This window comes from Telluribacter humicola, from assembly GCF_017355935.1.
In the GTDB taxonomy this organism is placed as follows: domain Bacteria; phylum Bacteroidota; class Bacteroidia; order Cytophagales; family Spirosomataceae; genus Telluribacter; species Telluribacter humicola.
The window spans coordinates 256,646-269,092 of the sequence record NZ_JAFIQT010000004.1; the positions used below are offsets into that span (position 1 = coordinate 256,646).

Annotated in this window: 12 protein-coding genes; 6 read left to right on the plus strand and 6 right to left on the minus strand. The window is 49.3% G+C overall.

Going from position 1 to position 12,447, the window contains the following annotated elements:
• Positions 1 to 660: 660 nt before the first annotated feature.
• On the minus strand, positions 661 to 1,500 hold the full coding sequence (locus JUB14_RS19125) for an AraC family transcriptional regulator (RefSeq protein WP_207508421.1): 840 nt from the start codon (positions 1,498 to 1,500) through the stop codon (positions 661 to 663).
• A gap of 233 nt (positions 1,501 to 1,733) precedes the next feature.
• On the opposite strand from JUB14_RS19125, the gene JUB14_RS19130 reads away from it, so the two are divergent.
• Positions 1,734 to 2,477 carry a hypothetical protein gene (locus tag JUB14_RS19130; RefSeq protein WP_207508422.1) on the plus strand — a complete coding sequence of 248 codons (744 nt, stop codon included), beginning with the start codon at positions 1,734 to 1,736 and terminating at the stop codon, positions 2,475 to 2,477.
• Between the two features lie 161 nt (positions 2,478 to 2,638).
• Here JUB14_RS19130 and JUB14_RS19135 read toward each other — a convergent pair whose 3' ends face one another.
• A complete protein-coding gene (locus JUB14_RS19135; RefSeq protein WP_207508423.1) occupies positions 2,639 to 2,836 on the minus strand; it encodes a hypothetical protein in 198 nt (65 codons plus the stop codon).
• Between JUB14_RS19135 and JUB14_RS19140 the strand changes: the two genes are divergently transcribed.
• Together JUB14_RS19140 and JUB14_RS19145 are read left to right on the plus strand one after the other, a co-directional pair.
• Complete coding sequence (locus JUB14_RS19140) at positions 2,829 to 3,602, plus strand: LOG family protein (protein ID WP_207508424.1); 774 nt, start codon at positions 2,829 to 2,831, stop codon at positions 3,600 to 3,602. The genes JUB14_RS19135 and JUB14_RS19140 overlap by 8 nt on opposite strands.
• A gap of 80 nt (positions 3,603 to 3,682) precedes the next feature.
• Complete coding sequence (locus JUB14_RS19145; RefSeq protein ID WP_207508425.1) at positions 3,683 to 4,561, plus strand: universal stress protein; 879 nt, start codon at positions 3,683 to 3,685, stop codon at positions 4,559 to 4,561.
• Positions 4,562 to 4,761: 200 nt separating this feature from the next.
• Here the strand turns inward: JUB14_RS19145 and JUB14_RS19150 are convergent, their stop codons facing one another.
• From JUB14_RS19150 to JUB14_RS19165, 4 genes are read right to left on the minus strand one after another with little or no spacing between them, the layout of a single operon-like run.
• Entirely contained in the window at positions 4,762 to 5,433 is a 672-nt protein-coding gene (locus JUB14_RS19150; protein WP_207508426.1) for a hypothetical protein, read from the minus strand.
• A gap of 41 nt (positions 5,434 to 5,474) precedes the next feature.
• Entirely contained in the window at positions 5,475 to 6,011 is a 537-nt protein-coding gene (locus JUB14_RS19155; protein ID WP_207508427.1) for a histidine phosphatase family protein, read from the minus strand.
• Positions 6,012 to 6,026: 15 nt separating this feature from the next.
• Positions 6,027 to 6,842, minus strand: coding sequence for a DUF4249 domain-containing protein (locus JUB14_RS19160; protein ID WP_207508428.1), 816 nt, complete (start codon positions 6,840 to 6,842; stop codon positions 6,027 to 6,029).
• A 42-nt stretch (positions 6,843 to 6,884) separates the two neighbouring features.
• Positions 6,885 to 9,212, minus strand: coding sequence for a TonB-dependent receptor (locus JUB14_RS19165; RefSeq protein ID WP_207508429.1), 2,328 nt, complete (start codon positions 9,210 to 9,212; stop codon positions 6,885 to 6,887).
• Positions 9,213 to 9,444: 232 nt separating this feature from the next.
• On the opposite strand from JUB14_RS19165, the gene JUB14_RS19170 reads away from it, so the two are divergent.
• The 3 genes from JUB14_RS19170 to JUB14_RS19180 all read left to right on the plus strand — a co-directional run bounded on the left by JUB14_RS19170 (position 9,445) and on the right by JUB14_RS19180 (position 12,273).
• A complete protein-coding gene (locus tag JUB14_RS19170) occupies positions 9,445 to 10,290 on the plus strand; it encodes a LytTR family DNA-binding domain-containing protein (RefSeq protein ID WP_207508430.1) in 846 nt (281 codons plus the stop codon).
• 164 nt (positions 10,291 to 10,454) lie between these two features.
• On the plus strand, positions 10,455 to 11,066 hold the full coding sequence (locus JUB14_RS19175; protein ID WP_207508431.1) for a hypothetical protein: 612 nt from the start codon (positions 10,455 to 10,457) through the stop codon (positions 11,064 to 11,066).
• Positions 11,067 to 11,085: 19 nt separating this feature from the next.
• Positions 11,086 to 12,273 carry a serine hydrolase domain-containing protein gene (locus JUB14_RS19180; RefSeq protein WP_207508432.1) on the plus strand — a complete coding sequence of 396 codons (1,188 nt, stop codon included), beginning with the start codon at positions 11,086 to 11,088 and terminating at the stop codon, positions 12,271 to 12,273.
• Positions 12,274 to 12,447 lie beyond the last annotated feature (174 nt).

Below are 12,447 nucleotides of genomic sequence, written 5' to 3' on the forward strand. Positions count from 1 at the left end.
AATCTATAAGAGAAGCGTAATCTCCCATCCGGGCCCGGGATTCCAATAGCGGTTACCGGGCGGCCGAGAATGGCATTAACAGGGGATAGGCCGCGGCGGCTTTTATATAAATGATGCCTCACAGGATAAGTACCTTTCAGAGTAGTGTCTTGCAGCTATATCCCGGTCAGCAACAACCACTACAAGTAGAAGAAACCATACCGTCAGCCAACCGGGTTGAGGTATCTCTCCGATAGAGTTTTTTTTATAGAATTTGTATCAGGCTATGCTACAACAAAACACCCTACCGAAAACTATCGGTAGGGTGTATATATATATCCACACCATTAAACTAATCGTTGTTGATAGTAAAAAGGAGCCCACTTAAGGGCCCTTCTTACAGAATTATAGAGGAGGTTTTACTTATATTTTTAATTCTATTTTAGATCTATCAATCTGCTACGTACCTTCCTATACCAGAGCATTTATCCTGGCTTGTATCGCCACTAGCTGTTGGTAGTACTCTGCTTAGAGCATTGTTCTTTTAGGTCGTTCAGTTGTTATGTTTAATTGAACAATACAAAGGTACCCGGTGCAGACAGCCTATCCAATGCACAATTGTAGACGCGAACAGCACTTTTTTCCCTTTCAGCCTTTTCTCTCTGAAAATGAGCGAAATAATTAATGAGCCTGGTACTGAGAACGGAAGCTCTGAGGGGACATATCGGACTGTTTGGTGAACAGGCGGATAAAGTAGGAAGTATCTTCGTAGCCTAATTTAAAACCGACCTCTTTTACACTTAATGTAGTGTGTACCAGCAGCCTTTTTGCCTCCAGGATGATCCGGTTCTTGATAATATCGTTGGGCGTAGTACTGCTGTACCGGGTGATTCGCTTGTTCAATGCCTTGGGCGAAATATGCAGCATATCCGCATAGTCTGCTACGGTATGGAGCCGGGTGTAGTTCCACTCTACCATCTGGCTGAATTTGCGGGAAAATTCTACCTCTTGACGGGCTTCTTCGTCTTTTACCTGGTGTTCCTGCTTCCAGAGCCGGGTAGATTTGATAATAATCTGTTTAAGAAGTATCCGCAGCATCTCTTCTGTAGTCGAGTCTTCGCTCATAATCTCGACCTGTACTTCCTGAAGTAGTTTTTGCATGGCGGCCGACTGCTCGTCATCAAGTTGGACAACGGGTATATCATACACGTTATGGAACAGAATACCGTCACAGGACACTTCTTTATCGTGAATCTCCACGCAATAGAAATCACGGTTATAGAAGAGTAGTGTACCGCAGCAAATTTCATTAAACCAATAGTGCTGGCTACCGCTGATGAAAAACATGGCATCTTTTTCTAGCTGGAACTCCTTGAAATCTATAACTACTTTCCCTCCTGCCTTTACGAATATAACCTTAATATACTCTTTGAAATCTTCATTCAGCTGTTTATCCGAAAGGGCGTCGGTAAAGTCAAAGTACCCAAACTTCTTAAAGGCAAATTGTTTAAAATGTACCATTGTATTGCTTGATCGTTCTCTTCTATAACACGGGCTACTTCATAGAGTGTTCAGGCAGCCATTGTCTACTGTTTCTATTCCACTATAAGTTAGGGAATTATATCTATAAATTTTTGAATTGTTCGTAGTTTATAGGATAGTCAGGCTAACTGGATACTAATTCTATGTGCAGTTACTTGATTAATTAATCTGATCCTGCTACTTTGTCCGCTGAATATATTTACACACCTGCCATGAGAAAATTGCTTTCCCTGTCCCTGCTTGTGATGACCCTATCCTGTATCCGAATGGATCAGGAGCCCGTACCCGATGTGCCCGTTGAGTACCCTGACTGGTACACCATTACCTCACCCATCGATAAACCGATCCAGAGTGTATGGGGGGATTGGGATAAGACATTAATTATCTCAACCATGTACGAGTTGTTTCGCACGACTGATCAGGGAAAAACCTGGCAAAAGGTGCACCAGCAGTCTACCGGTATGTTTGGTGTCATTGCTCTTCGGGACACACTCTTTACCATGAATGGACTCAGGAACATGCAGAAACCCAATGGAAACCAATACAGCGATCTGGTGAATCCAGACCATTACAGTGTAGACGATGGGATAACCTGGCTGCGCTATGCAAAGCGAAATGCTGTATTTGATAGCCTGCACACTCTTTCGCCCAAGATAAGGTTTATGGTCAATCCGGTTACTTCAACAGATAGTACTACGTATACGATCAACCGGGTTTTTCTGGATGGGCCTACCGCAACCACCGGGCTTTTTGAAACACCAGGCGTTGTCACTTCGGATGGTCGCCGCATTGACCTGCCCCAACTCCACCAGTTAAGTAGCCTGTACCTGGACTCAAAGCAACGGCTTTACATAGCAGGTTCCGATGCGGTATGTGGTCGTGGGTTTGATTTTGCATTTTGTAACTTTAAAGGTGGCAGGGGCGTAGTTTATATATCAAAAAGACCACTTCCTTAAGTAATCCTGTGTCTTAACCAGATGTGCTGCTACTGCAACCCTAGCGGGTAGTAAAGTCATGTATAGGCATGACTTGAGTCATACCAGGTGGGAAAAAATTGGGGGTATTTTGAATTATCAAACCCTAATACCTATCCCATGAAAATCACTATTCGTAGTAGTCACTCCCTTTCCGGTTCAGGAACATATCGTTCCGGGATGATCTGCCTATCCCGTACTTTCAGGAGCATCTGTTTATCATACAGCGAGTCAGATAGCAGCTGGCCGGAGATATTCTGAAGGAAATCAACTTTTGCCTTGATTTCAGGTACTTCTTCTGTCTTTCTCCCGTTCTTTTCGACTTCTAACTCTATGATCACAACGCAATCAACCGATACGGAGGCGATACCACGCCCTCCCATTGAGCCCTTATTTAATAATGTCATTTCTGAGTCGCTGCAAGGGCCGAAGGACCGGCAGTCGGAGCTACGATATGTATTTCAGGTAGGCTGGCAGTTTTTGAAAGGGCTACGTTCTCTGCACTTCGTAGGTCCCTGTGTGACGGTATTTGGTTCGGCCCGATTCACGGAAGGACATCCGTACTACGAAATGGCCCGGCAGATGGGAAGCGCGATCCGGGAGTTGGGCTTTACCGTCATGACCGGCGGAGGACCGGGACTCATGGAAGCGGCTAACCGCGGGGCTTATGAAACGGGAGGCAAATCGGTAGGGTGTAACATCCGTCTGCCCTTTGAGCAGCAGCCCAACCCGTATATTCATACATGCGTGACCCTCAATCTCTTCTTTGTCCGTAAGGTCCTGCTACTAAAGTACTCCTACGCATTTGTGGTCATGCCGGGTGGTTGGGGTACTATGGATGAATTGTTTGAAACGCTGACTCTGGTACAGACGGGTATGGTACATCAGTTTCCGGTGGTACTCATGGGACGTGACTACTACCAGCCCCTGCTCAATTATATGGAGGAGATGCTCAGGGCCGGCACGATCAGCGAAAAGGATTTGAAATTGGTGTGCCTGACAGATGATGTCAACGAAGCGCAGGATCACATACAGACCTACGTCAGGCAGCACTACAAGGTAGTACCCCGGCCCAAGCCCCTCTGGTGGCTGCTCGAACATGTGTAATGTACCCTATATAAGCACCTGGTTCCTAAAATAGATTATCAACTTAATTATCTAACGATTACTCTAACCTACATACAGCTATGTATAAAATCCTGCTTTTGACCGATTATTCTGATGCTTCGCGTCAGGCGATTGCCTATGCTCAGCAGCTTTTTGCTGATACACCCGTTGACTTTTGTCTGTTGAATGCCTTTCCGGTTGAAGCCGAAGTAGCTTACGGACTATCATATGCGGCTACTAACTACTGGCAACTGGCTCAGGACTCCATCATAGAGTTGCGTCAGGAAGTGGAGCAGGAGTCGGTATCAGAGCTGCACACCTATCGAACCGAGGTACTTCCGGGGGGACCTATCAATGCCCTGGAACTGCAGCTCTCGCGGGAGCCGTTTGATCTGGTGGTAGTTGGAGCTACGGGGGCAGGCGTAAGTGAATGGTTGGGTAGTGTGGCGACGGGCGTAGTTCGTCATGCTAATACCCATGTTCTGGTTGTACCTGCTACCGCCACGGCGGGTCTGATCCAGCAGGCTGTACTGGCTACTGACTACCAGCCGGTTGCCAGTGCTCAGTCTTTTTCTTTACTGAAAGATATCGTAGCTCGTAAGGGGGCGCAACTGACGCTTCTACATATAGAGGCCGGCCAACAGGTTGCCCCGGTGGCGGAGGAAGTGGTACGTCAGTACATCCTGAACAACTTCGCAGGTACAAAGGTAGAGACCGCTACAGTTATAGGCCAGGAGGTGTTACAGGGTCTGAATTACTATCTTGATGCCAGTAAGGCAGATCTGCTGGTCATGCTTCCGCATCACAAGAGTATACTGGATGTACTACTAGGTAACAGTTTGACCCGTTCTGTAGCCTACCATCCCCGGGTACCTTTGCTGACGCTCTACGATCGAGGTGTTGAGCCTGTACAACAGGAAGCAACACAGGAGGAAAATGTTCCTTTCCTCCCCCTGTAAGCGTAGTTCGTATAACTCATCCGGTCATAGTGGGCTACTTTGTAAGTATGTACTAAATAGAAGGCCGCAACCAGGAGGGAAATAAACAGAGGCATCTGGATAGTATCATCCAGATGCCTCTGTTTATTTAAAGAGCAGGGCGTAATAGGTACATACGCTGTACCCGATGTAGATACTACTCTTTGTTACTGATCATATGTTCACAGTACTAGCTCCGCCTGCGCATAGAGGTTGCGGGTACACTCCATATCCCTTGGGGCGCAGCAGCAGGAGGGAATCCGGTTCTTCAGGTAAGGGCTACTGCAGTTCCAGCAGGAAGCGGGCTCCTCCTCAGATTTCATAAAGCCAAAGGTAGAGAGTACTTCTTCCAGTGGCTGCGCCTGGCTTCCGGTAGTAAATATCACCTCGCTCTCATTGATTACTGACACTTGGCCAGTCAGGGTAAATCCGGCTTTCAAGATACCTCGCTCGGAGGCTGTGTTTTCTGGAGCATGCATAATCCAGATTTGTTCCGAGTTGGTTAGTTCATCTTTTAATATGGCCTGAAGCAGGTGAGGGTATATCCCTAAGCCACGAAAGTCAATCAACGTTCTGAAATTCCAAAGGTAGCGGTGTCTGGCGGGAAGCTGAAATTCATGGTTCAGCTCACCGATCCGGGCGGTATGGGTAGCGACCCAGCCGAAAGCCGTCGGCAAGCCGTGTAGGTAAGCTACGTAGGCTTTATGACCGGCCGCGAAACGTTTCCGGGCTTCATCTACGGAGGTCTGACCTATTTCGGCCATGAAGGCTGGCTCCCGGTTCCGGCGAATTTCCAAGCCTTTTAGTAGTTGAAGTTCAGGCAGTGCATCTTGGTGTGTGAATGAGTACAACATGGTAGTAGGTATGGGGATAGGAGCAGAATTGTTGAAGGGGACTACGATCGTGTATAGGTATAGAGTACTCCGTTGGGAGGTCGGTTCAGGACTTTTCCGGTAAAGCCTTCTCGCACGAGTAACCGACTCAGGACTTCCATGGTAAAGGCGTGGCTGACAATCAATATGTCAGTATTGGGTTGGCTGAGCAGCTCGGATAACCACGTCCTGATCCGTTTTTCCTGTACTTCTTTTCGGTGCGACTGAGTAGGATGGTTGTAAAGGAGAGCCAGCCTGATCAGCATACCCCAGGCCAGGAAGGGCAACCGGATATCGTGCTTAAAAAGCGGATCAGGGCTGGGTTCATTCAACAGGGGAGTAGTGATAATCTCCCCCTGATAAATGGCCTCAGCGGTCTTCCTGGCTCTGGGCAACTGGCTGGAATAACACTGGTCCCAGGATGTACCTGTATCTACCGGCCAGGTTTGTAAGTCAGCCTCATTATACCCCTGAAACCACTGCAGGACCTGTGACTGACTTACCCACCCTGTTAGGTACTTGTGCTGGACCGGAAAGTGCCTGATCAGACCAATTTTCATGTTTTCTTTAAGTTATTACTCGATCGTAAGGGACCGGGTAGAAATGGCACTGGCGGAGAAAAAGCCCACGCCCCCGTTGCTGATGTTGGTAGGCAGGTTGGCCGGATTGCGATCGAAAAGTCCTCCCTGGCCCGACAACCCCTGCAGCGCGTTATAAAAATCGAAGGCTTCCTTAGTCAACGATAACAGACTGACATCCAGTGCATCGTTTTTGGCGAAGGTAGCCGGTACCCGTATATCATCCAGGTAGGAGCCATCGTACAGTTTATCTTCGGTGATGATGATATCTTTGGTTTCATCCTGTCTTAGCTGGCCGTTCACGGCAATATTCAGCTTGTAGTAGTTCTTAACCCCGGCGCTATCCCGGAAGGCCGTAGAGATGTAATAGCCTTCCTCACGACCAAAATCATCATTCTTGCCATCCACATACTCATAGGTTACCTTATCTAGCTTAGTTACCGGATGCAGGGTAGAGGTGGCCGTATAGGTTTTACCGTTGGCGAGTATGGTCAGGGTGTAGGTGCGACCGATCTCTCCGGCAAAGGGGGAGGCTGGTTTGTAAGTACCATTGCCTTTGTGGATAAGAGAAGTACTGATGCCGGTATTATCCACCAGCTTCACCTGGGCATCCGTTACAGCCTGTGGGTCTATGTTTTTGGCGTAGGGAGCTGACAGGTGTAGCTTCACGAAGTTCATATCCGGCTGGTCAGTGACAACTGCCTCTACCGCCAGGCGGGGTTCGCTTTGTTCCAGGTCCAGTTCAACCGGAGTTTCACAACTGGTGAGCGCGAAGGTAAGGATACCTGCCAGGGCAACAAGAATATTTTTCATGGCTATGCTTATTTATATATGCTGAAATAAGTGAGAAAGTGATTAGAACTTGAAATTGTAGGTAATGGCTGGAATCGGGGCTCCAACGATGGAGATCTCTTTGGCGTTGATGCCGGCCGGTACATCTTCGGTTTGATCCAGCTGGATTGAGAAGACATTCTTGCGACCGTAGGCATTGAACAGGGAGAAGTTCCAGCTTGACTCGTATTTCCGTCCGGGACGTTTTTTTCCATTCAGCGTAAGTGACAGGTCCAGGCGGTGGTAGTCGCGGAGGCGATAGCCGTTGCGCTCTGTGTAGATGGGTACTACGATGTTACCATTACGGAAAGAGCCGGAAGGCATGGTGACTACATTGCCGCTGCTGTACACTTGGTTGGCGCCGAGGGTAACGCGCTCGGATAACTTATATGAAACGACCACCGACAGATTATGAGGTTTATCCTGACGTACGCGGTAGGGCTGGTTGTTATTGATCCCCTCAATGGTCCGCTCGGTATGGGACAGGGTATAACTAGCCCAGCCGGTGAGGTTGCCGGTTTGCTTTTTCACCATCAGTTCCAGGCCGTAGGCTTTTCCGGTTCCCGTCAGTATTTCAGCTTCGATGTTGTTGTTGAACATCAGGTCAGCGTTATCACGGAAATCAATCTGGTTGTTCATGCCCTTGTAGTATACTTCGGCCGAGGCTTCCAGGGTATTGTTGCGGAAGTTCCGGAAGTAGCCCAGAGCCATCTGATTAGCCGATTGGGGTTTGATGTATTTACCAGAGGGTACATACACATCCAGGGGAGTCGCTGAGGTTGAGTTGGAGGCCAGGTGCAGGTACTGCATGGTACGGTTGTAGGAGGCTTTCAGGGAGCTGTTACCATCCAGTACCAGACGAGCGGCCAGGCGTGGTTCCAGCCCACCCTGTGTCTTATAGATCCGGGTACGCTCATAGTCTTCTACTCCGATGACCTGTTGTCCGGTTTCGTCGTAGTTGGATACCCGTCCGCCCATATTCTGGAAGAAGGAGTAACGCAGGCCGTAGGTCAGTGATAGCCGGGGGGATATTTCCTGTTCATTGCTTAGGTATACCGCGTTTTCAAGCGCGTACTTCCGGTCGAGCAGCAACTCTTTCACTACCGAGTTAGCCGATCCGGGCTTTACTTCTCCTGGCTTAAAAGTATGGTAGGTAGAGCTGATCCCGAACTTGATGGTGTTGGCATTATTGGGGAAGTAAGAGAAGTCCGCTTTCAGACTCACGTCTTCTATATTTGATTTCCAACTGAATGACGTATTCCCGCTGGGCATCCCTACCGTATAGTTGAAGTTGCTGTAGATGGCGGTAAAGTTAGAGAATAGCTTGTCGGAGAACAGGTGGTTCCAGCGAACAGTAGCGGTAGCGTTACCCCAGTCCATACCCATCAATTCTTTGTACTTGAATACATCCTGCCCAAAGTACCCTGAGATAAACAGGCGGTCCTTGTCGCCGAACTTGTAGTTGATCTTGGTGTTGAGGTCGTAGAAGTACAGTTTGTTGCTGTTGATATTTTCGTTGGAGCTCAGCTTGAGGAACATATCCGCATACGTACGGCGGCCCGAGATGATGTACGAGCCTTTGTCTTTCACGATGGGGCCTTCCAGCGTAAGGCGGCTGGCGATGGTACCTATACCCCCCGAAGCTCCGAAGCGCTTGTTGTTACCTTCCTTCATCCGGATATCAACCAGCGAGGCCAGACGACCTCCGTACTCGGCCGGAATACCTCCTTTATAAATCTCTACATCTTTGATGGCATCGGCATTAAAGACCGAGAAGAAGCCCAGCAGGTGGGAAGCGTTGTACACCGGCGCCTCATCCAGCTGGATAAGGTTCTGATCAATGCTACCCCCGCGTACATAGAAACCTGAGGTACCTTCACCACCCGACTGTACGCCCGGTAGTAGCTGGATGGTTTTCATAACATCCACCTCTCCCATAAAGGCCGGTAGGGTCTTGATGGTTTCCATGGGGAGTACCTCGGTGCTCATCCGGTTCTGCTGGATGTTGGCGTCCTCTTTTTTGGTTTTAATAACTACCTCCTGAAGCGCCACATCCGCTGTGGCAAGTTCGAGGTTCAGGCTGAGGTTTTCTTTAAGATCAATCTGGCGGGCCTGGGTAGTGTAGCCGATGTAGGAGTACACCAGCGTGTACTTGCCGGCTGGTAACGTCAGGGAGTAAAAGCCGTACGCGTTGGTAGAGGTACCCAGAGTACCTCCCTGTACGCCCACGGTAGCACCGATCAGGTCCTCCCCATTTTTAGCGTCTTTGAGATTTCCGCTGATGGTGAAGCGGTGCTGCGCCTGCATGACCAGGGGGATGAGCAGCAGGAGGAGAATGGAAATTTTTTTCATGGCTTTATTAATGGGACTGGTAAATGAATCATTGATGCTTCAAAGTTGCACCGCGGCCGCAAGTATAGGAAATGATGTTTGCCGAACCCGATAGTTGGCGTGATGAACCTGCCATATCTGGTGATGGAGCTTGGTGGTACATCACCAGACAAGTTGTAAAGCCAAGCCCACGACTGCACAGATATTTTCCTGGGAAAGCTTACTATATTTACCCGGGCTTATGCCAGAGGTTATGAAAAAGACCATTTATCTAGACCGTCTAAAATACATAGTAGTACCCATACAGGCGCTGGTATTTCTACAGGTTGGGCGGCCCCTGCCGCTGTGGGACTACCTGGGACAGCGTGACTTCTACTTTGACCTGATCTTCGCGCTGCTCATCGGGTACATTGTCTGGACGTATATACAGTATAGTTATCAGCTTCTGGACCGGAGGCTCTCCTGGGGAACCCATTTCACCAGGCGTCTGGCTTACCAGTCCCTGCTCTCCGGATTTCTGACCATCTTTCTGCTACTGGCGCTCTATGTAGGATACATGGAGCTCTACTACGGAGACAACTTTCGGTTGGAGAAGTCCCTGATCTTTCAGGTGGACCTCCTGTTAGCGGCTTTACTGATCCTGATCCAGAATCTGGTCTTCGTCGTCGCTACTCTTTTCAATAAGTACCAGATGGCGTCGGTCAGAGAGTCGTTGGAGCAACCAATGGAAGCACCGGAGGCAAGTCTACCATCGTCACTGGCATCGAGTAAACTATTGGTGGCCAATGGAAGCAGGTATACGCTCCTGGACCGGGATGAAATGCAGTTTATCAGGTTACAGAACGGGGTATCGGTGGCTTATCTGAAAGATGGTACCAGCTCGGTTCTGAACACACCCCTTAATTCCCTCGATGAAACGTTACCCGATTACTTCTTTCGGGTGAATCGTACCACTATTGTAAATCTCAGAGAAGTAAAAGGGTTCGAGGCGGAGAAAAGTGGAAAGCTGATCCTGAGACTGCACTCGGATAATGCCGAGGAAATAATAGTCAGTCAGAACCGCAGCGTTGACTTCAAGAACAGACTCGTAACGCTTTAAAGCTTTTTCGGGGGGGTAACGGCTGTTTTTTCAACCCGAAATCTCCTGATCCGGCAGGCTTACCTCCTGATTTCGGGGCAGTTTTTCCAGAATGGTGTTTTGATAACTAGTTGATTATAAGTAGGGAGGCTAATTTTGCCCCTGAATTAAACTAGTAACAAGCCATGAAAAAATCAATTATCCTTTGCCTGCTACTTAGCCATTGCTCTGTAGCAGTACAGGCCCAGGCACAGGGGCCCAGGCCGCGCAGGTGGCCACTTGTCGTTTCTGTATTCAGCGAGGCGTGGGCGCTGCCTTCCACGCAACTGGTCAAAAATCCCATCCATCCCGGATTGAGTGTGGGCACCTCGTATCCCCTGCGCGAAACCACCCAAAGTACCCTCAGCCTGAATGGCACGCTTGGCTATTTCTACCACAAAAACATCCAGAACAACCTCCATCTGCTGGCGACTCTGGGCTACCAGCACCGGGTAGTAGGCGGCTTGTATGCAGGTACTGCGTTGGGACTGGGATATAGCCATTCCATCTATCCGATTCAGGTGTATCAACTGGAAGGGGGCGAGTACCAGAAAGCAACAGACTGGGGAAAACCCGCGCTGGCTCCTTCGTTTGAGCTGAACCTGGGGTATACCTTCCTCCGCCATTCCCCCAATCCCGTTACCGTATTCACCCGGTACCAGCTACTGGTAGAGTGGCCCTACGCACCCGAGAACACCTTCCCGGCCCTACCGCATACGCTGTTCCACGTTGGAGCCAAATTCTATCCTTTCAACTAAGACTTCCTATTTACATCCGATGAAATATTTTAAAACAACTCATATGGTAGCCGTGGTGTACTGTGTAGTAACCGCAGCACTGACCAGTTGCGAAAAAGAACTTGACGTAGCTCCGGCTACCTTCGATTGTACCAGTACTGACGCCGGTTTAGGAGCCGCCCATCCCAAGCACCAGGTGTACCACGAGTTTCTACAATCCTGGAAGCGGAAAGGACTGCCGGGGGCCTTACTGCTCGTGCGGGATAAGCATGGTCTGTGGCTGGATGCCGCCGGAAAGGCCGACCTGGCCGGTAACGTAGCGATGAAGCCCTGTAACCTGTTCTATATGGCCAGCATCACCAAGACGTTTACCGCGGCGGCGGCCTTACGACTACACGAAAAGGGCTTGTTTCATATCGACGAACCGGCCATCAAGTACCTGCCCGAGTTTTCGGGCATACCCTACGGGGACAAGATCACGATTCGTCAGCTGATGAACCATACCAGTGGCATTGGTAACGACAACTTCACCGTTTCTACGCTGGATTATTTCAATCATACACCCACTGAGGCCAAGTCGCTGGACGATTGGCTGAAGCTCCTGAAGAAACCTCGCTTCGCTCCGGGTACCAGTTGGGAGTATTCGTCGGGACTGGACTTTGTAGGGCTGATCATGGCGCGCGTAACGGGTAAGAGGGCCTACAGGGTAATAGAGGAGGAGATACTGATACCGCTGGGGCTGAATAACACCTACCTCAGTGACAGAACCCGCCCGGAAGGCCTGCCCAAGAAGTACATGGACCTGCAGGCCAACGGAAAGATTATAGAGCTGAAAGTACCCTTCCGGGCCGCCAAAGAGGGAGCTCTGGATTTTACCAGTGGGGGAGGCATCAGCAACGCCCAAGACCTGATGAAGTTTGCGGAAGCGCTATTCAAAGGTAATCTGCTCAAGCCCGAAACGCTAGCGTTGATGAAAGAATCAGTGCCCATACCCGATGGACTTATTGGCTGGGATGGCTTTCCCGGTTATGGTTTGGGATTGAGCTTTGTCTCAACCCCGTATGGAGCAGCTATGGGGCACGAAGGTGACTTATTCGGAGCTTCGTCCTTTATGTTCTACTTTCCGGAGCAGGATATCACCGTAGTGGGAGCCATGAATGTAACATCGTATCCGTTGCGGTTGGTCTTTGCTGATTATAAAGAACTGGCGCGGGTAGTAACGCAGTAAATTCTTAGATTGATTTATTACCAAGGAAGAGCAGTTGGGGCATCGGTATAGTAGTACCGGCGCCCCAACTGCTGTTTATAGTGATGTAAACGATCGTGTCAGGGCTTGCTAAGTACTATCATTAAATTAAAGGGAAGAAGCTATTGCGATCAGCCATTACAGGTTCGCCCAGTG

Coding starts and splice junctions, on each gene's coding strand:
- JUB14_RS19125 (WP_207508421.1), bottom strand. CDS start 1,500: ATGGTACATTTTAAACAATTTGCCTTTAAGAAGTTTGGGTACTTTGAC.
- JUB14_RS19130 (WP_207508422.1), top strand. CDS start 1,734: ATGAGAAAATTGCTTTCCCTGTCCCTGCTTGTGATGACCCTATCCTGT.
- JUB14_RS19140 (WP_207508424.1), top strand. CDS start 2,829: ATGATCACAACGCAATCAACCGATACGGAGGCGATACCACGCCCTCCC.
- JUB14_RS19145 (WP_207508425.1), top strand. CDS start 3,683: ATGTATAAAATCCTGCTTTTGACCGATTATTCTGATGCTTCGCGTCAG.
- JUB14_RS19150 (WP_207508426.1), bottom strand. CDS start 5,433: ATGTTGTACTCATTCACACACCAAGATGCACTGCCTGAACTTCAACTA.
- JUB14_RS19155 (WP_207508427.1), bottom strand. CDS start 6,011: ATGAAAATTGGTCTGATCAGGCACTTTCCGGTCCAGCACAAGTACCTA.
- JUB14_RS19160 (WP_207508428.1), bottom strand. CDS start 6,842: ATGAAAAATATTCTTGTTGCCCTGGCAGGTATCCTTACCTTCGCGCTC.
- JUB14_RS19165 (WP_207508429.1), bottom strand. CDS start 9,212: ATGAAAAAAATTTCCATTCTCCTCCTGCTGCTCATCCCCCTGGTCATG.
- JUB14_RS19170 (WP_207508430.1), top strand. CDS start 9,445: ATGAAAAAGACCATTTATCTAGACCGTCTAAAATACATAGTAGTACCC.
- JUB14_RS19175 (WP_207508431.1), top strand. CDS start 10,455: ATGAAAAAATCAATTATCCTTTGCCTGCTACTTAGCCATTGCTCTGTA.
- JUB14_RS19180 (WP_207508432.1), top strand. CDS start 11,086: ATGAAATATTTTAAAACAACTCATATGGTAGCCGTGGTGTACTGTGTA.